Annotated in this window: 19 protein-coding genes; 9 read left to right on the plus strand and 10 right to left on the minus strand. The window is 73.2% G+C overall.

Annotation, left to right across the window (positions count from 1 at the left end):
* Positions 1-45: 45 nt before the first annotated feature.
* A complete protein-coding gene (locus AB0O36_RS24505) occupies positions 46-1,317 on the minus strand; it encodes a CBS domain-containing protein (protein WP_365114023.1) in 1,272 nt (423 codons plus the stop codon).
* A gap of 228 nt (positions 1,318-1,545) precedes the next feature.
* Here AB0O36_RS24505 and AB0O36_RS24510 point away from each other — a divergent pair, with 228 nt between their 5' ends.
* Together AB0O36_RS24510 and AB0O36_RS24515 are read left to right on the plus strand one after the other, a co-directional pair.
* Positions 1,546-2,340 (plus strand): hypothetical protein, encoded by a 795-nt coding sequence (locus AB0O36_RS24510; RefSeq protein ID WP_365114076.1) that lies wholly within the window; start codon positions 1,546-1,548, stop codon positions 2,338-2,340.
* A gap of 121 nt (positions 2,341-2,461) precedes the next feature.
* Positions 2,462-2,935 (plus strand): hypothetical protein, encoded by a 474-nt coding sequence (locus tag AB0O36_RS24515; protein ID WP_365114025.1) that lies wholly within the window; start codon positions 2,462-2,464, stop codon positions 2,933-2,935.
* A 43-nt stretch (positions 2,936-2,978) separates the two neighbouring features.
* Here the strand turns inward: AB0O36_RS24515 and AB0O36_RS24520 are convergent, their stop codons facing one another.
* Both AB0O36_RS24520 and AB0O36_RS24525 read right to left on the minus strand, forming a co-directional pair.
* The gene (locus tag AB0O36_RS24520; protein ID WP_365114027.1) at positions 2,979-3,485 is read right to left on the minus strand and encodes a hypothetical protein; all 507 of its coding nucleotides are present in this window, start codon (positions 3,483-3,485) and stop codon (positions 2,979-2,981) included.
* Positions 3,486-3,579: 94 nt separating this feature from the next.
* Positions 3,580-4,698: a magnesium and cobalt transport protein CorA gene (locus AB0O36_RS24525; protein ID WP_365114028.1), complete on the minus strand. Its 1,119-nt coding sequence runs from the start codon at positions 4,696-4,698 to the stop codon at positions 3,580-3,582.
* Between the two features lie 285 nt (positions 4,699-4,983).
* Between AB0O36_RS24525 and AB0O36_RS24530 the strand changes: the two genes are divergently transcribed.
* From AB0O36_RS24530 to AB0O36_RS24545, 4 genes are all read left to right on the plus strand, one after another.
* The gene (locus AB0O36_RS24530) at positions 4,984-5,568 is read left to right on the plus strand and encodes a suppressor of fused domain protein (RefSeq protein ID WP_365114030.1); all 585 of its coding nucleotides are present in this window, start codon (positions 4,984-4,986) and stop codon (positions 5,566-5,568) included.
* Between the two features lie 98 nt (positions 5,569-5,666).
* Positions 5,667-6,311, plus strand: a complete 645-nt coding sequence (locus AB0O36_RS24535; protein WP_365114032.1) for a DUF6758 family protein — start codon at positions 5,667-5,669, stop codon at positions 6,309-6,311.
* A gap of 99 nt (positions 6,312-6,410) precedes the next feature.
* Positions 6,411-7,277, plus strand: a complete 867-nt coding sequence (locus AB0O36_RS24540) for a PHP domain-containing protein (RefSeq protein WP_365114034.1) — start codon at positions 6,411-6,413, stop codon at positions 7,275-7,277.
* Positions 7,278-7,518: 241 nt separating this feature from the next.
* Entirely contained in the window at positions 7,519-8,124 is a 606-nt protein-coding gene (locus tag AB0O36_RS24545) for a MarC family protein (protein WP_365114036.1), read from the plus strand.
* 89 nt (positions 8,125-8,213) lie between these two features.
* On the opposite strand, the gene AB0O36_RS24550 is transcribed toward AB0O36_RS24545, so the two are convergent.
* The 3 genes from AB0O36_RS24550 to AB0O36_RS24560 all read right to left on the minus strand — a co-directional run bounded on the left by AB0O36_RS24550 (position 8,214) and on the right by AB0O36_RS24560 (position 11,455).
* Positions 8,214-8,366 (minus strand): hypothetical protein, encoded by a 153-nt coding sequence (locus AB0O36_RS24550; RefSeq protein ID WP_365114037.1) that lies wholly within the window; start codon positions 8,364-8,366, stop codon positions 8,214-8,216.
* A 98-nt stretch (positions 8,367-8,464) separates the two neighbouring features.
* Positions 8,465-9,343, minus strand: coding sequence for an alpha/beta fold hydrolase (locus AB0O36_RS24555; protein ID WP_365114039.1), 879 nt, complete (start codon positions 9,341-9,343; stop codon positions 8,465-8,467).
* A 174-nt stretch (positions 9,344-9,517) separates the two neighbouring features.
* Positions 9,518-11,455, minus strand: a complete 1,938-nt coding sequence (locus tag AB0O36_RS24560) for a DEAD/DEAH box helicase (protein WP_365114040.1) — start codon at positions 11,453-11,455, stop codon at positions 9,518-9,520.
* 521 nt (positions 11,456-11,976) lie between these two features.
* Here AB0O36_RS24560 and AB0O36_RS24565 point away from each other — a divergent pair.
* Complete coding sequence (locus AB0O36_RS24565) at positions 11,977-12,762, plus strand: ferritin-like fold-containing protein (RefSeq protein WP_365114041.1); 786 nt, start codon at positions 11,977-11,979, stop codon at positions 12,760-12,762.
* Between the two features lie 93 nt (positions 12,763-12,855).
* On the opposite strand, the gene AB0O36_RS24570 is transcribed toward AB0O36_RS24565, so the two are convergent.
* The 4 genes from AB0O36_RS24570 to AB0O36_RS24585 form a co-directional block, all read right to left on the minus strand.
* Entirely contained in the window at positions 12,856-13,158 is a 303-nt protein-coding gene (locus AB0O36_RS24570; protein WP_365114042.1) for a hypothetical protein, read from the minus strand.
* Between the two features lie 141 nt (positions 13,159-13,299).
* Entirely contained in the window at positions 13,300-13,527 is a 228-nt protein-coding gene (locus tag AB0O36_RS24575; protein ID WP_365114044.1) for a DUF3107 domain-containing protein, read from the minus strand.
* A 248-nt stretch (positions 13,528-13,775) separates the two neighbouring features.
* On the minus strand, positions 13,776-14,429 hold the full coding sequence (locus AB0O36_RS24580) for a TetR/AcrR family transcriptional regulator (protein ID WP_365114046.1): 654 nt from the start codon (positions 14,427-14,429) through the stop codon (positions 13,776-13,778).
* 125 nt (positions 14,430-14,554) lie between these two features.
* Positions 14,555-14,770: a hypothetical protein gene (locus AB0O36_RS24585; protein ID WP_365114048.1), complete on the minus strand. Its 216-nt coding sequence runs from the start codon at positions 14,768-14,770 to the stop codon at positions 14,555-14,557.
* Between the two features lie 122 nt (positions 14,771-14,892).
* Between AB0O36_RS24585 and AB0O36_RS24590 the strand changes: the two genes are divergently transcribed.
* The gene (locus tag AB0O36_RS24590; RefSeq protein WP_365114050.1) at positions 14,893-15,885 is read left to right on the plus strand and encodes an alpha/beta hydrolase; all 993 of its coding nucleotides are present in this window, start codon (positions 14,893-14,895) and stop codon (positions 15,883-15,885) included.
* 144 nt (positions 15,886-16,029) lie between these two features.
* Entirely contained in the window at positions 16,030-17,403 is a 1,374-nt protein-coding gene (locus AB0O36_RS24595) for a DUF3152 domain-containing protein (RefSeq protein ID WP_365114052.1), read from the plus strand.
* Positions 17,404-17,572: the final 169 nt, after the last annotated feature.

The following is a 17,572-nucleotide window of genomic DNA, read 5'->3' on the forward strand; positions in this document are numbered from 1 at the left end:
CGGATCTGCTCGCGGCGCCGCTCGCGCGCCTGGTCGCGCCACCGCTCAGCGCCCACCGGGCACCTCCTCGGCGTGGTAGTCCGTCTCCCGCCAGTCGTCCGGCAGCAGGTGGTCCAGTACGTCGTCCACGGTCACCGCGCCCAGCAGCGAGCCGCTCTCGTCGACCACCGGCACCGCGACCATGTTGTACGCGGCGAGGTAACTGGTCACGGCGGGCAGCGAGGCGTCCGGCCGGAGCGGCGGCAGGTCGGTGTCCACGATCGAACTGACCAGGGTGAACGGGGGGTCCCGCAGCAGCCGCTGGAAGTGCACCGTGCCCAGGTACTTGCCGGTCGGCGTCTCGTCCGGCGGCCGGCACACGTACACCTGCGCGGCCAGGGCCGGCGACAGGTCGGCCTGCCGGACCCGGGCCAGGGCGTCGGCGACGGTGGCATCGGGGCGCAGCACGATCGGCTCGGTGGTCATCAGACCGCCCGCGGTGTTCTCCTCGTACGACAGCAGGCGGCGCACGTCGGCCGCGTCCTCGGGCTGCATCAGGGTCAGCAGCCGCTCCTGGTCGTCCTCCGGCAGCTCGGAGAGCAGGTCGGCGGCGTCGTCCGGGTCCATCGCCTCCAGGACGTCGGCGGCCCGCTCCTCCTTCAGCTTGCCGAGGATCTCGATCTGGTCGTCCTCGGGCAGCTCCTCCAGGACGTCGGCGAGCCGGTCGTCGTCCAGGGCGTTGGCCACCTCGGCGCGCCGCTTCGGCGTCAGGTGGTGCAGTACGTTCGCCAGGTCGGCCGGGCGCAGCTGCTCGAAGGTCGCGAGCAGGTTCTCGGCGCCCTGCCCGTGCTCCTCCAGGGAGAAACCGGTGACCGCCGACCACTCCACGGTCAGGGTCTCGCCGCGCCGGCGCAGCGCCCCGGCCTTGCCCTTCCGGACGAAGATCTTGTCGATCTCCCAGTCGCGGCGGGCCGGGAGCTGCTGGATGGCCACGTCCAGCACGGTGACCTCCTCGCCGCCCTCGACCAGCTTCACCCTGCGGTCCAGCAGTTCCCCGAGGACCAGCCGCTCGGTGGGGCGCTGCTCGAAGCGCCGCATGTTGACCACGCCGGTGGTGATGACCTGGCCGCCCTCGACGCTGGTCACCCGTGTCATCGGGAGGAAGATCCGGCGGCGGCTGACCACCTCGACGACCAGGCCCAGGATGCGGGGCGGGCGGCCGCCGACGCGCAGCATCGCGACCAGGTCGCGGACCCGGCCGACCTGGTCGCCGTTGGGGTCGAAGACGGGCACGCCCGACAGGTGCGAGACGAAGATCCGCGGGGCGCCTGCAGCCATCCGAGCGCCTCCTGGAGCGTGGTCGTGGGCGGGGTCGTGTCCTGACGGTGCGGGGCCGGTTCTCCGCGGTGTCCCTTCCGCCGGTCCCCGGGCCCCGGGGGTCCAGGGTCAGGCTAGCCCGTGGGCCCCGGATCCGCGCTGGTGGGGCGCCCGCCCGGGGACCGGCGGGCGAACCCCGGCCGGGTACGCTGCCTGCTGCCCGGCAACGACGACGAGAGGCACCCGCCCGTGATCCACAGCTCCCCCGCCGCACGGCTGCGCCGGGCCGCCCTCGCCGGGGCCCTGTGCGCGGGCCTCGCCGTCTTCGGCACCGGCTGCACGGGAGAGGATCCGGACAAGGGCACCAACGGCGTCGGGAAGCTGTCCGCGGAACAGATCGAGGACAAGGCGCGGGCCGCGGCGGAGGCCGCCGACTCGGTGCGGCTGTCCGGCACGGTGGTCAGCGGCGGCAAGTCCTTCACCCTCGACATGCGGCTGAAGTCGGACGGCGGCTCCGGCGAGGTGAAGTCGAAGGACAACACCTTCCAGCTGCTGCGGCTGGGGGAGGAGCTCTACCTGAAGGCGGACGCGGCCTTCTGGGGGCAGTCCGAGGCGGCCGGGAAGCTCGGCGACAAGTTCGTGAAGGTGCCGGAGGGCGACCCCTCGTACAAGCAGCTGCGCGGGTTCACGGACATGGACGTCCTGCTGGACGGGCTGCTGGGGCTGCACGGGAAGCTGGCGAAGGGCTCGTACACCACGGTCGGGCACACGAAGTCGGTGATGGTGACGGCGGACAAGGGCGCGGGCGGCCGGCTGACGGTCTCGCTGGAGGGGACGCCGTACCCGCTGCGGATGGAGCGGGCCGGGGGAGCAGGGACGGTCGAACTGGCGGACTGGGGCACGAGGTTCCAGATCGAGGCGCCCCCGGAGGACCAGACGGTGGACTACGGCTCCCAGCTGCCGAACACGCGCGGAACAGGCACCGGCACCTCCTCGGGGTCCGGGTCCGGTTCGGGCCAGGGCTCCGACCCCTCCCAGGGCTGACCCGGCCGCGCGGCGATCCGGTGACCCGGCGGTACGGCGATCAGACGATCCGGCGCCCTGACCGGGCCGCCGATATCCTGAGGTCGAGATCGGGGGCTTTCCTCTCGCGGAAGGCAGCACGATGAACCGGCACCGACAGCCGAACCGGCACCGACACCTCGTCCTCCTCACGGCCCCGCTCCTCGCCCTCCCGATGGCCCTCGCACCCGCCCCGGCGGCATGGGCCGGGACCGCCGCGGCGGCCGGGAGCGTGCAGGCGGTGAAGGTCACCAAGGTCGAGGTGGTCACCCTGCTGAAGTCGGGGGAGACGATCGAGTGCAACGGCACGCCCGTGGCCATGGCCTTCGACGGAAAGATCACGGCGACCGGGCCGGGGACGGTCCGCTACCACTGGACCGTGGGCACCGGCCGCGCCCGGATCTCCCCGGGAGCCGTCACCTTCGGCTCCGGCACGGGCACCAAGGCCGTCCTCCAGGTCTTCGACGTGCCGGCACCCAAGAACGCCAAGTCGGTGACCGCTTACGTCACCCTGCACCTGCCGGACCAGAAGAAGAGCGCCCGCAGCGAGCAGGTCACCTTCCCCTGCAGGAAGTGAGCCGGCGGAAGGACCGTGCCGGACCTCCTGCCACTTCCTCCCGCTACTTCTTCTTGCGCTTCAGCAGCAGCTTGGGCAGACCCGCCGGGATGGGACGCCGGGTGATGCCGGGGGACGGCAGCGGAGCGGCGGCCAGGGAACCGGCCGGCAGGTCCGTTCCGGCCGACTGCGGTTCCAGGCGCAGCAGGCGGCACTCGCGGGCCCAGCGCTCCGTCATCCGCTCCGAGTCCGGCGCGTTCAGCCGCTTGCCCTTGAGCTCCGCGACCGCCGCCTCCCACGCCTCGCTGCCCGGCGCCAGTTCGCTCACCCGCGCGGTCCAGGCCACCAGCCGACCGCCCTTGTCCTTGCTGCGGACGGTCACCTCGGCGGTGCCCCCGTCGGCCAGCCCCGGGAACGGCTGCTCCCCGGGCCCGTCGCCCAGCACGTGCGCAGCGCCGTCGACCCAGGCGTGCCACAGCGCCCGGTCGGGGCCGGTGCCCCGGACCCAGATGAGGCCGGACTTCTTGGTGGCCTCCTCGACGAGGGCCAGATCGAGTGCGCTGAGAGTCATGCGCACAGAGTAGGCGACGGTGTGCGGCGCGCCCGGAGCCGTCCGCCAGGCGGCCGCGGGCGGGTGACCGGCGGCCGCGGGCGGGTGACGGGTCCTACAGCCAGCCGTTGCGCCGCAGCGTGCGGTGGATGGTGAAGCAGGCGCCGATGATCGAGACCATCACCATCGGGTAGCCGTACTTCCAGTGGAGTTCCGGCATGTGGTCGAAGTTCATCCCGTACACGCCGCAGATCATGGTCGGCACCGCGATGATCGCCGCCCACGAGGTGATCTTGCGCATGTCCTCGTTCTGCGCCACCGTCGCCTGCGCCAGATTGGCCTGCAGGATCGAGTTCAGCAGCTCGTCGAAGCCCATGACCTGCTCGTGGACCCGCGCCAGGTGGTCGGCCACGTCCCGGAAGTACTTCTGGATGTCCGGGTCCACCAGGCGCATGGGCCGCTCGCTGAGCAGCTCCATCGGCCGCATCAGCGGGGACACGGCCCGCTTGAACTCCAGTACCTCGCGCTTGAGCTGGTAGATCCGCCCGGCGTCCGAGCCGCGCGGCGCGCCCTTCCCGGCCGGGGCCGCGAAGACCTCGCTCTCCACCAGGTCGATGTCGTCCTGCACGGCCGCGGCCACCGCGATGTAGCCGTCCACCACGTGGTCGGCGATCGAGTGCAGGACCGACGAGGGCCCCTTGGCCAGCAGTTCGGGCTCGTCCTCCAGCCGGTGCCGCAGCCCGCGCAGCGAGCCCTGCCCGCCGTGCCGGACGGTGATGACGAAGTCCGGGCCGGTGAAGCACATCACCTCGCCGGTCTCCACCACCTCGCTGGTGGCGGTGAGTTCGTCATGTTCGACGTAGTGGATGGTCTTGAAGACGGCGAAGAGCGTGTCGTCGTAGCGCTCCAGCTTGGGCCGCTGGTGGGCGTGCACCGCGTCCTCGACGGCCAGCGGGTGCAGGCCGAACTCCGCGGCGATGCCCGCGAATTCGGCCTCGGTGGGCTCGTGCAGACCGATCCAGGTGAAGCCGCCGTCCCTGCGCACCTCGCGCATCGCCGCGCGCGGGGTCGGGCAGGCCGCCCGCGGCAGCCGGCGGCCGTCGCGGTACACCGCGCAGTCGACCACGGCGCTGCTCGCCGAGTGGTCGCGGGTGGTCTCGTACCCGGGCTGGACGGGGGTGGACTTGCGCAGCGAGGGGCGGACGACTGCGCGCAGGTCACGGATCATCGACATGGCTGGCTCCTCCGCACGGCTGCGAACCGTGCAAATGGGAGACCTTCCGGCGGGCCCTCGCAGGTTCTGCGGCGCGGAACGCGCTACCGCTGCGGGGCGGCGGAAGGAACAGGACGACGGGAGACGAGGTGGCCGGTACTGCCCGATCGACTTCGATCCATCGCAGCCCCACCTCCTCCGGCCGGTCCCCCGTGAGGGACGTCCAATCCAGCGGTCAACACTATCAGCCGACAGGTGGTCAAAACCCTCCCTTTACCCGTCTCATATGAGTTCTATGCTCGCGGCATGGCAGATCTCCTGGCACTTGTCGAAGCCCGGCTGCGCACCGCGCTCGGCGAACCCGACGCCCGCGCCGCCGTCACCTTCCTCGGCACCGACCGCATCGAGGTGCTCCGCTTCACCGGCGGCGGCCTCGTCCGCTACGCGACCCTCGGCATGTCCGCCCAGCCGATGGGCGATCCCACGGTGGTGGTCGCCGACCCGGTGCGCGGTCCGCGCGCCGAGCTGCTGCTCACCGTCCGCACCGGGCACGCGGACACCGACAAGGTGCTCCGCCCGCTGGCGGTGCTGGCGGCCAGCCCCCAGGTGGAGGGTCTCGTGGTGGCCCCCGGCGCCTCGCTGGACCTCGGCGAACCGCTCTGGCCCGGGGCGCCGTTCAGCTCGGTCCTGGTGGCCGAGTCGGGCGGGCTGGTCGAGGACCTCGCGCTGGACGAGCCCATGGACCCCGTACGGTTCCTGCCCCTGCTGCCGATGACGCAGAACGAAGCGGCGTGGAAGCGGGTGCACGGCGCCGCGGCGCTCCAGGAACGCTGGCTGGCCCGGGGCACGGACCTGCGGGATCCCCGGCGGCAGGCCGTCGCCCTGGACTGAGGCCGGGCCCCCGGAGAACGGCCCGAGGAGTACGGAAGGCATCCGGACGGGTGATCGTCCCTTGACGCGGCTCCGGCCGGAGAGGAACGTGGCTTCCCATGAGGGGCGAACCGTCTTGCCCGAAGTGCGGTCGCCGGGTCAGGGCGCCCGGTCTCTTCTCCGACTCCTGGCAGTGCTCCGTGCACGGCCCCGTCCAGCCCCTGCAGCCCGTCGTCCCGCCCAGCGTGGAAGGGCTCGGAGTGATCGCCGCCCGGGCCCGGGTGCCGGTCTGGATGCCCTGGCCGCTGCCGATCGGCTGGCTGTTCACCGGTGTCGCCGCCGCCGGGGACGACCGCAGTGGCGGCCGTGCCACGGCGGTGGCCTGCTCGGGCCCCGGCCCGGTGGGCGGCATGGGCGAAATGGTGCTCGTCGCGGAGGAACTCGGGGTGGGCCTGGGTGCGCGGTACGCCGGCATCGACGGCCCCGACCCCGGCGCCTACCTGAACGTGTCCCGCGCGCCCGACGCCAAGGTGATCGCCGGTGGCCGGCCGACTCCGCTCTGGCACGTCTCCGGCGCGCCGGAGGACCGGGCCGTCTTCGTGGGAGAGGCCCGCGGGATCTGGCTGTGGGCGGTGGTCTGGCCCGAGCAGTCGGGTCTGCTGATGTACGAGGAACTGGTCCTGGCCGACCTGCGGGACGCCGGCGCCGAGGTCGAACTCGTCCCCTGCGGCGCCCTCAGCCCCCGCATCCTCGCCAACGACTGAACGCGACCGTGTCCGGAGCGGGGTCGGCTCCGGACGGTCCGTGCCCGTTCGACGGGTATCCTGAGGTGTCCCCGTCCGCCGCAACCCTGGAGCCGTGCCGTGCGCATCGATCTGCACGCCCACTCCACGGCATCCGACGGTACGGACACCCCCGCCGAGCTGGTCCGCAATGCGGCCGCCGCCGGGCTGGACGTCGTGGCGCTGACCGACCACGACACCGTGCGCGGGTACGCCGAGGCCGTCGCGGCCACGCCGCCCGGCCTGACCCTGGTCACCGGGGCCGAGCTGTCCTGCCGTCTCGACGGCATCGGACTGCACATGCTCGCCTACCTCTTCGACCCCGAGGAGCCGGAGCTCGCCCGTGAGCGCGAGCTCGTCCGGGACGACCGGACGCCCCGCGCCCTGGCCATGATCGGCAAGCTGCAGCACCTCGGCGTGCCGGTCACCTGGGAGCAGGTCTCCCGGATCGCCGGCGACGGCTCCGTGGGCCGGCCGCACGTCGCCACCGCCCTCGTCGAGCTGGGCGTGGTGCCGGACGTCTCGGCCGCGTTCACGCCGGAATGGCTCGCCGACGGCGGCCGCGCGTACGCCGAGAAGCACGAGCTGGACCCCTTCGACGCGGTGCGGCTGGTCAAGGCGGCCGGCGGGGTCACCGTCTTCGCACACCCGGCCGCGGTCAAGCGCGGCCGGTGCGTGCCGGAGAGCGCCATCGCCGAGCTGGCGGCCGCGGGCCTGGACGGCATCGAGGTCGACCACATGGACCACGACACCGCCACCCGCGCCCGGCTGCGCGGCCTCGCGGACGAGCTGGGCCTGCTGGTGACCGGCTCCAGCGACTACCACGGCAGCCGCAAGACCTGCCGCCTCGGGGAGTACACGACCGACCCCGAGGTCTACGGCGAGATCACGCGCCGCGCGACCGGCGCGTTCCCGGTGATGGGCACCGGCGGAACCGTCTCCGCCTGACCCTCCGCGCACCGGGGTCCCTCCGGCCCGCGCACGCGTCCTCCGCGCCCCGTGACCCGTACTGCCTCCCGGCCGTCCGGCCGTCCCTGCGGCGCACGCCGGACGCGTCGTGCCGGGCGGCCGCGTTCCGCCTCCTGCGTCCCGCGCAGCCGGTTCCGCGTGCCGCCGTACCGGACCCCACCCGTCGGCGCACCGCCGCGCCACCTTCCACTCGTACGACCACTCCTGCAAGGCATCTTTCGTGTTCGACTTCGCGGTCTTCGGATCCCTCTTCCTCACCCTCTTCGTGATCATGGACCCGCCGGGGATCACTCCGATCTTCCTCGCCCTGACGTCCGGGCGGCCGGTCAAGGTCCAGCGCCGGATGGCCTGGCAGGCGGTCTGCGTGGCCTTCGGCGTCATCGCCGTCTTCGGCATCTGCGGCCAGCAGATCCTGGACTACCTGCACGTCTCCGTGCCCGCGCTGATGATCGCGGGCGGTCTGCTGCTGCTCCTCATCGCGCTGGACCTGCTCACCGGCAAGACGGACGAGCCGAAGCAGACCAAGGACGTCAACGTCGCCCTCGTCCCGCTGGGCATGCCGCTGCTGGCCGGCCCGGGCGCGATCGTCTCGGTGATCCTCGCCGTGCAGAAGGCGGACGGCTTCGGCGGTCAGCTGTCGGTGTGGGCGGCGATCCTCGCCATGCACGTGGTGCTGTGGCTGGTGATGCGGTACTCGCTGGTGATCATTCGGGTGATCCGCGACGGTGGCGTGGTCCTGGTGACCCGGCTGGCGGGCATGATGCTGTCGGCGATCGCCGTCCAGCAGATCATCAACGGTGTGCTGCAGGTGGTCCAGGCCGCCTGACCCGGCGGCGCCCGGCCGCCTCAACGGTCGAAGGCCCCGCTCCCTGACCGGGAGCGGGGCCTTCGTCGTGTGGGTGCGTCGTGCGGGTCTCAGCAGGACGTGGACGCTGCCGGCCGGATGAGGATGCGCTGGCCGATCGCAGCGGCCTGCTGCACGATCCGGTTGACGGAGGCCGCGTCCACGACGGTGCTGTCCACGGCGGTTCCGTCGACGTCGTCCAGGCGCAGAATCTCGAAGCGCACGGCTTCTCCCTTCGTCGGTGTTCTCCTTGCACCCGGTCCAACGAAGGACGGAACGAAATCATTCCCTACGCTAAAGAAATTTTTTCACTGGCTAACGACTAGCCCCGGCGGGCGTCGACCGAGTCCCAGAACGAGGCCAGTGCTGCGGCGGTGGCCGAGGGGTCCTCGGCGTTGGGGGAGTGGTCCGTCCCCTCGACCACCACCCGGGCCGCACCCAGCCGCCGGGCCATGTCGTCCATCCACGGCACCGGCCAGACGTAGTCCGAGGACCCGGAGACCACCAGCTTGGGCAGCGGCACGCCGGCCAGCTCCGTGACGCGGTCGGGCTCGGAGATCAGCACCCGGCCGGTGGCGATCAGCTGCTCGGGCACGGTGGCCAGCCAGCGGTCGCGCAGGAAGGCGGCCAGCTCCGGCGGATCGGGGAGCGCGTCCTCGGGGTCCGCCGCGCGCATCGCCGCCCAGACCCCCGGCATGTCCTCGCGCATCACCTCCAGCGCGGCGACCAGCAGCTTCGTACGATCCTGCTGGGCCTCGCAGATCGCGCCGGGGCCGCTGCTCATCAGGGTGAGGCTGCGGAAGGGCGCGGCGTCGCGGATCACGGCGGTACGGGAGACCAGTCCGCCCAGGGAGTGCCCCACGAGGTGCAGGGCCGCCCCGTCGGGGTTCTCCCCGGCCACGACGGCGGCCTGGGCCAGCAGGTCACGGGCGAGCTCGTCCGGGGAGTACGCCGACTCCTCGCGCGGGCCGGGGCTCTCGTACTGGCCGCGGCCGTCGATCGCGACCACCCGGTACCCGGCCTCCGCCAGCGGCTCCAGCAGCCCGATGAAGTCCTCCTTGCTGCCGGTGAAGCCGGGCACCAGCAGCGCCGTGCCCCGGGCCGGCTCGCCGGCCTCGTGGACGGCGAACTCGCCACGGGTCGTCCGCAGGTGGCGGGCGCGGGCACGCGGGGGCAGCGTCAGGCGCGGCGGCTTGCTCATACGACGAGGTTACCGGCCGGTTCACCGCGCGGGGCGTGCTTGCCCTCCGTTTCCCCCGCGACCCGGCGGGAACGCGGACGGCCCCCGCGGGAACGCGGACAGCCCCGTGGGAACGCCGAAGGCCCGGCGCTCCGTGAGGGAGGGCCGGGCCTTCGGGTGGTGCGGGGTGCGCGGTCAGCGGCTGCGGCGGCTGCGGACCGGCTCGACCGGGGGAGCCATCTGGAAGTCGGGCTCCGGGGTCGCCGACACCGCGGGCTTGCGGACCCGCGGCCGGCGTGCCGGAGCGGGCTCGACCGGCGCGGCGGTCTGGAACTCCGCCTCCGCGGCGGCGGCCGCCGCCTTGCGGGCACGGGTCCGCCGGGGCGCCGCGGGGGCTTCCTCGGCGACCGGGGTCACCGGGGCGGCCTCGGCGGCCGGGGCCGCCTCCGCGGTCTTGCGGGTGCGGGTGCGGCGCGGCTTGGCCGGGGCCTCCTCCGCGACCACGTCGGCAGCCGGAGCCTCGGCGACCGGGGTCACCACGGCTGCCTCGGCCGCCTCGGCGGTCTTGCGGGTGCGGGTGCGGCGCGGCTTGGCCGGGGCCTCCTCCGCCACCGCGACGGCGGCCGGGGCCTCCGCGACCGGGGTCACCGGAGCGGCGACGACGGCCTCGGCGACCGGGGCCGCGACGGCGGTCTCCGCCACCGGGGCGGTACGGGCGACGCGGGTCCGGCGGCGACGCGGCTTGCGCGGCTCCGGCACGGCCTCGCCCGCAGGGGCGGCCGGCGCGGCCGGCTCGACCGTGGTCCCGTCGACCGGGGTGACCGCTCCCGCGGCGACCTCCGAGCCGCCACGGGTCCGCCGGCGCTGGCGCGGCGTACGGGTGCGCGCCGGGCGCTCCTCCGCCGCCGGAGCCGACGCGGCCGGCTTGCGGCCGCGGCCGCCGGTCTCGCCCAGGTCCTCGATCTCCTCGGCCCGCAGACCGGCGCGGGTGCGCTCGGCCCGGGGCAGGATGCCCTTGGTGCCCGCCGGGATGTTCAGCTGCTCGTACAGGTGCGGGGACGTGGAGTACGTCTCCTCCGGCTCGTGGAAGTCGAGCTCCAGAGCCTTGTTGATCAGCTGCCAGCGCGGGATGTCGTCCCAGTCGACCAGGGTGACGGCGGTGCCCTTCGCACCCGCGCGGCCGGTGCGGCCGACCCGGTGCAGGAAGGTCTTCTCGTCCTCGGGGGACTGGTAGTTGATGACGTGCGTCACACCCTCGACGTCGATGCCGCGCGCGGCGACGTCGGTGCAGACGAGCACGTCCACCTTGCCGTTGCGGAAGGCCCGCAGGGCCTGCTCGCGGGCGCCCTGGCCCAGGTCGCCGTGGACGGCGCCCGAGGCGAAGCCGCGGCGCTCCAGCTGCTCCGCGAGGTCCGCCGCGGTCCGCTTGGTGCGGCAGAAGATCATCGCCAGTCCGCGGCCCTCGGCCTGCAGGATCCGGGCGACCATCTCCGCCTTGTCCATCGAGTGCGCACGGAACACGTGCAGCGCGATGTTGGCGACCGTCGCGCCCTCGTCGTCCGGCGCGGTGGCACGGATGTGCGTGGGCTGCGACATGTAGCGGCGGGCCAGGCCGATGACCGCACCCGGCATGGTCGCCGAGAACAGCATGGTCTGGCGCTTGGCCGGAAGCAGGTTGATGATCTTCTCGACGTCGGGCAGGAAGCCCAGGTCGAGCATCTCGTCGGCCTCGTCCAGGACGAGCGCCTTCACGCTCGACAGGTCGAGCTTCTTCTGGCCGGCCAGGTCGAGCAGGCGGCCCGGGGTGCCGACGATCACGTCGACGCCCTTCTTGAGCGCCTCGACCTGGGGCTCGTACGCGCGCCCGCCGTATATGGCCAGGACGCGGACGTTGCGGACCTTGCCCGCGGTCAGCAGGTCATTGGTGACCTGGGTGCACAGCTCGCGCGTCGGGACGACGATGAGCGCCTGCGGGGAGTCGGTGAGCTGCTCGGGCGTGGCCCGGCCGGCCTCGACATCTGCGGGGACGACGACCCGCTCCAGCAGCGGAAGGCCGAAACCGAGCGTCTTGCCGGTTCCGGTCTTCGCCTGGCCGATGACGTCCGTGCCGGAGAGGGCGACGGGGAGGGTCATCTCCTGGATCGGGAAGGGGGACACGATGCCGACGGCCTCAAGGGCTTCGGCGGTCTCGGGAAAGATCCCGAGGTCTCGGAACGTAGTCAGGGTGCTGCCTCTTCTGTGAGACGCGGCGCGAGGCGGCGAGGGGGGTCGTACCGTGCCGGGCTTGAAGTACGTGCCGTAGAGCTGTGTACATACGAAGCTGCGCGGGACCACTGCCATCGCTCAAGCGCTCGTGCCGCTGAGGGGGCCCCTCATGGGAGATGGCACGCTTGGACGTGCGCACCACACCGAGGGCGGTCGGTTGGAGCCGATCGGGCCACCGACCGGGCATCCTCATTCGGATGCGCCTGCCGAAGTACTCGGCTGGCGCAATACCACTGTACCCCGGATTCGCGCAGCTGTGTCGGGTGAATTCACCTGGGCGACATCCCGGCCTGGGGTTCGAGCGGAGTCGGTGCGGGACCGGCCCGGGGCTGCCGGGCCCGTGCGGCCCGGCCGGGCAGGCCCTTCCCGGCCCGGTCCGGCGGGCTATTGTGCGGAGCATGTCGACCGAAGAAACTGCCCAGCCCCCGGCCGAAGGCCCCGCCGAGAACGCCGAGAACACCGAAGGCGCCACCGGAATCGCCGCCCAGGACTGGGCGGAAGCCTCCGCCTCGCCGCAGTACCGGGCCGCCGTCGTGGACCTGCTCGGCGCGCTCGCCTACGGAGAGCTCGCCGCCTTCGAGCGGCTCGCGGAGGACGCCAAGATGGCGCCCACCCTTGCCGACAAGGCGGAGCTCGCCAAGATGGCCTCGGCGGAGTTCCACCACTTCGAGCGGCTGCGCGACCGGCTCGCGGCGGTCGACGCCGAGCCCACCGCCGCCATGGAGCCCTTCGCCAAGGGCGTCGACGACTTCCACCGGCAGACCGCGCCCTCGGACTGGCTGGAGGGCCTGGTCAAGGCGTACGTCGGCGACTCGATCGCCAGCGACTTCTACCGCGAGGTGGCCACCCACCTCGACTCCGACACCCGCGCCCTGGTCCTGGGCGTGCTCGACGACACCGGCCACGGCAACTTCGCCGTGGAGAAGGTGCGGGCCGCGATCGAGGCCGACCCGCGGGTCGGCGGCCGGCTCGCCCTGTGGGCCCGGCGGCTGATGGGCGAGGCGCTCTCGCAGGCCCAGCGGGTGGTCGCCGAGCGCGACGCCCTGTCCACCATGCTGGTCGGCGGCGTCGACGGGATGGCCGCGGGTTTCGACCTGGCGGCCGTCGGCGAGATGTTCGCCCGCATCACCAAGGCCCACACCAAGCGGATGGCCGCGCTCGGCCTGGCCGCCTAGCCCGCCGCCCGCCCCTTTGGGGCCGGTCACGACGCGGCCCCGGGGCGGTGTGCTCCGGGGCCGGCACAGGGGAGGGATCCCGCTCGGGATCACTCATCCTCCCGACGGGAGTGAAAACGGAGCCCGGCGGGCCGACCTCCCCGAGCGGCCGACAGGCCGCAGCAGCAGCGACAGCACCACCGCCGACACCAGCGCCGCGCCGAGCAGGCTCGCGGCCGGCGAGTGGTGCCCCGGGCCCAGCGCGAAGACCGTCAGGTACTGCCCGAACAGGGCCCCCAGCACGCCGCTGACCAGCACCAGCCGTGGAGAGGGCAGCCTCGTGCCGAGCAGTCTCACGGCGACTGCGGACAGGGCCAGACCCACCAGGGCGGAGCCGAGTACTTCCAGCAGCAGCATGAGGGCCCTCCCACGGGGTCAGGGAAACCGGGTCACTGCCGGTCCTACCCGAAGCGGAAGAGACGGAAACGGCCCGGTGGGGTACCCCCACCGGGCCGTTCCTACACGATCGGGCACTCCGGACGGTGCCGGAGCGTCTGCTCAGACGGCGCCGAAGCCGACCTTGCGGGCGGTCGGCTCGCCGATGTCGACGTACGACAGGCGGTCCGTCGGCACCAGGACCTTGCGGCCCTTGGTGTCCGTCAGCGTGAGCAGCGCCGTCTTGCCCGTCAGGGCGTCGGTGACGGCGGCCTCCAGCGCCTCCGCGCTCAGCTCGGTCTCCAGCACGATCTCCCGGGGTGCGTGCTGCACGCCGATCTTGACCTCCACGGCTTGTCCCTCCGACGTCTCCGGGTCGCGCGATCACCGCGCCGTACTCGGACACATTAGCCCGGAGTGAGGACGCGGACGGCGTCCCCGGGACACGCTGGCAGCGAACAGCGGGGAACAGCCGGCAACAGTTCAGGGAGCGGCGGGAACGGCCGGGAACAGCAGGGGAGCGGCGGGAACGCCCGCGCGCGGCCGGGAACGCAGGGGAGCGGCCGGGACGGATCCCGGCCGCTTCCCGGCACCCCGCGTCAGTTCTGCTCGGCCTGCGGTTCCGCGCCGTGCAGCGGGAAGCCCGCGATGCCCCGCCAGGCCAGCGAGGTCAGCAGGCCGACCGCCTTCTCGCGCTCCACCGGGCTCTCGCTGGACAGCCAGTACCGGGCCACCACCTGCGACACCCCGCCCAGGCCCACGGCCAGCAGCATCGACTCGTCCTTCGACAGGCCGGTGTCCTCGGCGATGACCTCCGAGATGGCCTCGGCGCACTGCATGGACACCCGGTCCACGCGCTCCCGCACCGCCGGCTCGTTGGTCAGGTCCGACTCGAAGACCAGCCGGAAGGCGCCGCCCTCGTCCTCCACGTACGCGAAGTACGCGTCCATGGTCGCCGCGACGCGCTGCTTGTTGTCGTTCGTCGAGGCCAGCGCCCCGCGGACCGCCTGCAGCAGGTTGTCGCAGTGCTGGTCCAGCAGCGCCAGATAGAGGTCCAGCTTGCCGGGGAAGTGCTGGTACAGCACCGGCTTGCTCACACCCGCGCGCTCGGCGATGTCGTCCATCGCCGCCGCGTGGTACCCCTGAGCGACGAAAACCTCCTGGGCCGCGCCCAGCAATTGGTTGCGTCGGGCTCGGCGCGGCAGTCGCGTGCCCCGCGGGCGCGCCGCCTCGGTCTGCTCGATGGCTGTCACGCCGCCTCCCACTTTCTCTAGAACACAGTGCGCTGTGCGCCGCGCCCGCCATCGTACTTTTCGGTAACCGAATAAGGGGGGTCCGGAGCGAGATTTCTCGTCCTGCGGACGCCCGCGAGCGCTGGTCAGCGGTAGTCGTCGTCTTCGATGGCAACCACCCGCGCCTGTTCGGCGGCGTCCCCTTCGGCGGCTTCGCCGCGTTCGGGACCGGTGAGCGGCGCGTCCTCGTGCGGATTGAGCTCCGTGTGCTGCTCCGCCGCGTCCGCCTCGGGGGCCTCCGCGTCCAGTCCCTCCTCGAACGGTGTCCGGAAGGTGTCGGGCTCCGCAGGATCGACAGTCATGCCGCTCCCCTCTTTCCCTCGCTCCTCCTATGAGCCTAGGAGACACGGGAGTGCACCGCTACGTGGACCTGTGACTGCGGACACACCGGTTTCGGCCTTGATCGTCTCGTAACATTGGCGCCATGTCTTCCACCGAGCTACCGGGTGTACGTTCCGCCGCAGAGCTCCCCCCGCCGGTGGGCGGGGTCCGGGTGGCCGAAGGCGAGCGGTTGCGCAGCGTGGCGCTCCCCGGCCTCACCCTCACCGTCCGCTCACGCCCGCCCGCCCGGACCGGACTGCCGCCCGCACTGTTCGTGCACGGCCTCGGCGGCTCGTCGCTGAACTGGTCGGCGCTGATGGAACAGCTGGAGGACACCGTCGACGGCGAGGCCGTCGACCTGCCCGGCTTCGGGGACTCGCCGCCACCCGCCGACCGCGACTACTCCGTCACCGCCCTGGCCCGCGCAGTGATCCGGCACCTCGACGCGGCCGGCCGCGGACCGGTGCACCTCTTCGGCAACTCCCTCGGCGGCGCCGTCACCACCCGGGTCGCGGCCGTCCGGCCCGACCTGGTGCGCACCCTCACCCTGGTCTCGCCCGCACTTCCCGAACTGCGCGTGCAGCGGACCGCGGTGCCCACCGCACTGCTCGCGGTGCCCGGCGCGGTGTCCGTGGTCTCCCGGATGTTCCGCGACCTGACGGCCGAACAGCGCACCCGCGGGGTGATGGGCCTCTGTTACGGGGACCCCTCCCGGGTGACACCCGAAGGCTTCCGGGACGCCGTCGCGGAGATGGAACGCCGCATGGCCCTCCCCTACTTCTGGGAGGCCATGTCCCGCTCCTCGCGCGGCATCGTCGACGCGTACACCCTCGGTGGCCAGCACGGACTCTGGCGGCAGGCGCAACGGGTTCTCGCGCCGACGCTCCTGGTCTACGGTGGCCGGGACCGGCTCGTCTCGTACCGCATGGCGCGCAAGGCCGCCGCGGCCTTCCGGGGTTCGCGGTTGCTGACCCTGCCGGAGGCCGGGCACGTGGCCATGATGGAGTACCCCGACGTGGTGGCCGCGGCCTTCCAGGACCTGCTGCGGGACGACCCGGCCGGGCGTGAACCGCACACGGGCGAGGGCGAAGGCTGAGGATTCGTGGGACGACATAGTCGCAAGGCCCCGGCCCCCGGTCAGACCCCGCCCGCCCCGCCTTCCCCGGCGACCCCGCCCGCGCCCGCGGCGGGATACGGGCCCGGGACGGCCGGCGGCACGGCTGCCGGCACGGGCAGGGGCATGAGTGCGGGCACGGGCACGGATACGGGCACCGGCCGTCGGCGCCGCGCCGAACCCTCCGTGATCCACCGCGGCCACGGGCAGCAGCCCGGCCCGGACGTGCGCTCGGGTCACCCGGAGATGAGGGAGGCCGGCGGCGGCTGGGGAGCCGCACCCGGCAGCGGACCCACCACCGTCTACGGGGACTGGCGCGGGGTTCCGCGCCGGCCCGCGGCGCAGACCCCGGTGTTCGATGCCCCCCGCTTCCATGACATCGACATCGACACGGCCACCGGCACCGGCGCCATCGACACCGACACCCCGGCCTTCGGTACGCCGGCCTTCGGCACCCCGGCGTTCACCGCGGCCGCAGCCGCGGCCCCCCGGCCCGCCCCCGCACCCGGATTCCCGCAGACGGGCCGGGAGTTCCCGGGCGACCGCCCGGGGCCGCACGGCGACCCCGTCACCTCCACCGGCCCGCACACCCGGGTGGTACCGCCCACCCGGACCGCACCCGAGGCCGCTGCGGCGGAGCCCGGGACGCCGGGGACCCGGCGCGGGGTGAAGGTCCGCACCTACACCGGAGTTGCCGCCGCGGCCGTCACCACCGTGCTCGCCGTGGTGGTCGCCGGGCAGGTGACCGGCGACGACGGCCAACGGGTCGGCACGCACTCCGCCGGGGACAAGGGCGACCGAGCCGTTCCCGGGCAGTCCGCGGCGTCCCGTTCCGACGGGCGCGGCACCCCGGAGGCCGCCGGCGGTGCCGCGGCCGTGCCCGCGCCCGCGCCGGAGATGACGTACGACCAGAAGATGGCCGCGCAGTACCCGATCGACCCGAAGTTCGCGGGCCCGGGGACCTTCGACACCGTGCCGGGCGTCGCCAAGGCACCCGGCAAGGGCAAGCTGGTCCGCTACCGGGTCGACGTCGAGCAGGGACTCGGCCTCGACGGAGGGCTGTTCGCCGAGGCCGTGCAGCGCACCCTCAACGACGACCGCAGCTGGGCGCACAAGGGCGAGCGCACCTTCGAACGGGTGCCCTCCGGCGAGGTCGACTTCGTGATCACGCTGGCCAGCCCGGGGACCACCGGCGTCTGGTGCGCCAAGTCCGACCTGGACACCATCGTCGGGAACGTGTCCTGCGACTCCTCCAAGACCGAGCGCGTGATGATCAACGCCTTCCGCTGGGCGCAGGGCTCGGAGACCTACGGCGCGCAGGCGATGTACGCGTACCGGCAGATGCTGATCAACCACGAGGTGGGGCACCGGCTCGGCCACGGCCACGTCAACTGCACCACCCCGGGCGCGCTCGCGCCGGTCATGCAGCAGCAGACCAAGTCCCTCAACGTGGACGGCGTCTCCTGCAAGCCCAACCCATGGGTCTTCCCCGGCGGTTGACGGGGCGTCCGGCACGCTGAGCCGACCTCCTGGTTAGCGCGGTCGAACGCGAACCGTACGGGAAAGTTACGACTCTTCACCCCTTCCGGTGGGGGGGGGGGGGGCGGGCGGGGCCGCGCCCCCGCCCCGCGCGGGCGTATTATACCTGCCCGTCCTTCCTCGGCGCGCC

It is taken from the genome of Streptomyces sp. NPDC089799 (assembly GCF_040684755.1).
GTDB lineage: Bacteria > Actinomycetota > Actinomycetes > Streptomycetales > Streptomycetaceae > Streptomyces.

Coding starts and splice junctions, on each gene's coding strand:
- AB0O36_RS24585 (WP_365114048.1), bottom strand. CDS start 14,770: ATGACTGTCGATCCTGCGGAGCCCGACACCTTCCGGACACCGTTCGAG.
- AB0O36_RS24595 (WP_365114052.1), top strand. CDS start 16,030: ATGAGTGCGGGCACGGGCACGGATACGGGCACCGGCCGTCGGCGCCGC.
- AB0O36_RS24505 (WP_365114023.1), bottom strand. CDS start 1,317: ATGGCTGCAGGCGCCCCGCGGATCTTCGTCTCGCACCTGTCGGGCGTG.
- AB0O36_RS24560 (WP_365114040.1), bottom strand. CDS start 11,455: ATGACCCTCCCCGTCGCCCTCTCCGGCACGGACGTCATCGGCCAGGCG.
- AB0O36_RS24525 (WP_365114028.1), bottom strand. CDS start 4,698: ATGTCGATGATCCGTGACCTGCGCGCAGTCGTCCGCCCCTCGCTGCGC.
- AB0O36_RS24555 (WP_365114039.1), bottom strand. CDS start 9,343: ATGAGCAAGCCGCCGCGCCTGACGCTGCCCCCGCGTGCCCGCGCCCGC.
- AB0O36_RS24535 (WP_365114032.1), top strand. CDS start 5,667: ATGAGGGGCGAACCGTCTTGCCCGAAGTGCGGTCGCCGGGTCAGGGCG.
- AB0O36_RS24590 (WP_365114050.1), top strand. CDS start 14,893: ATGTCTTCCACCGAGCTACCGGGTGTACGTTCCGCCGCAGAGCTCCCC.
- AB0O36_RS24570 (WP_365114042.1), bottom strand. CDS start 13,158: ATGCTGCTGCTGGAAGTACTCGGCTCCGCCCTGGTGGGTCTGGCCCTG.
- AB0O36_RS24515 (WP_365114025.1), top strand. CDS start 2,462: ATGAACCGGCACCGACAGCCGAACCGGCACCGACACCTCGTCCTCCTC.
- AB0O36_RS24520 (WP_365114027.1), bottom strand. CDS start 3,485: ATGACTCTCAGCGCACTCGATCTGGCCCTCGTCGAGGAGGCCACCAAG.
- AB0O36_RS24530 (WP_365114030.1), top strand. CDS start 4,984: ATGGCAGATCTCCTGGCACTTGTCGAAGCCCGGCTGCGCACCGCGCTC.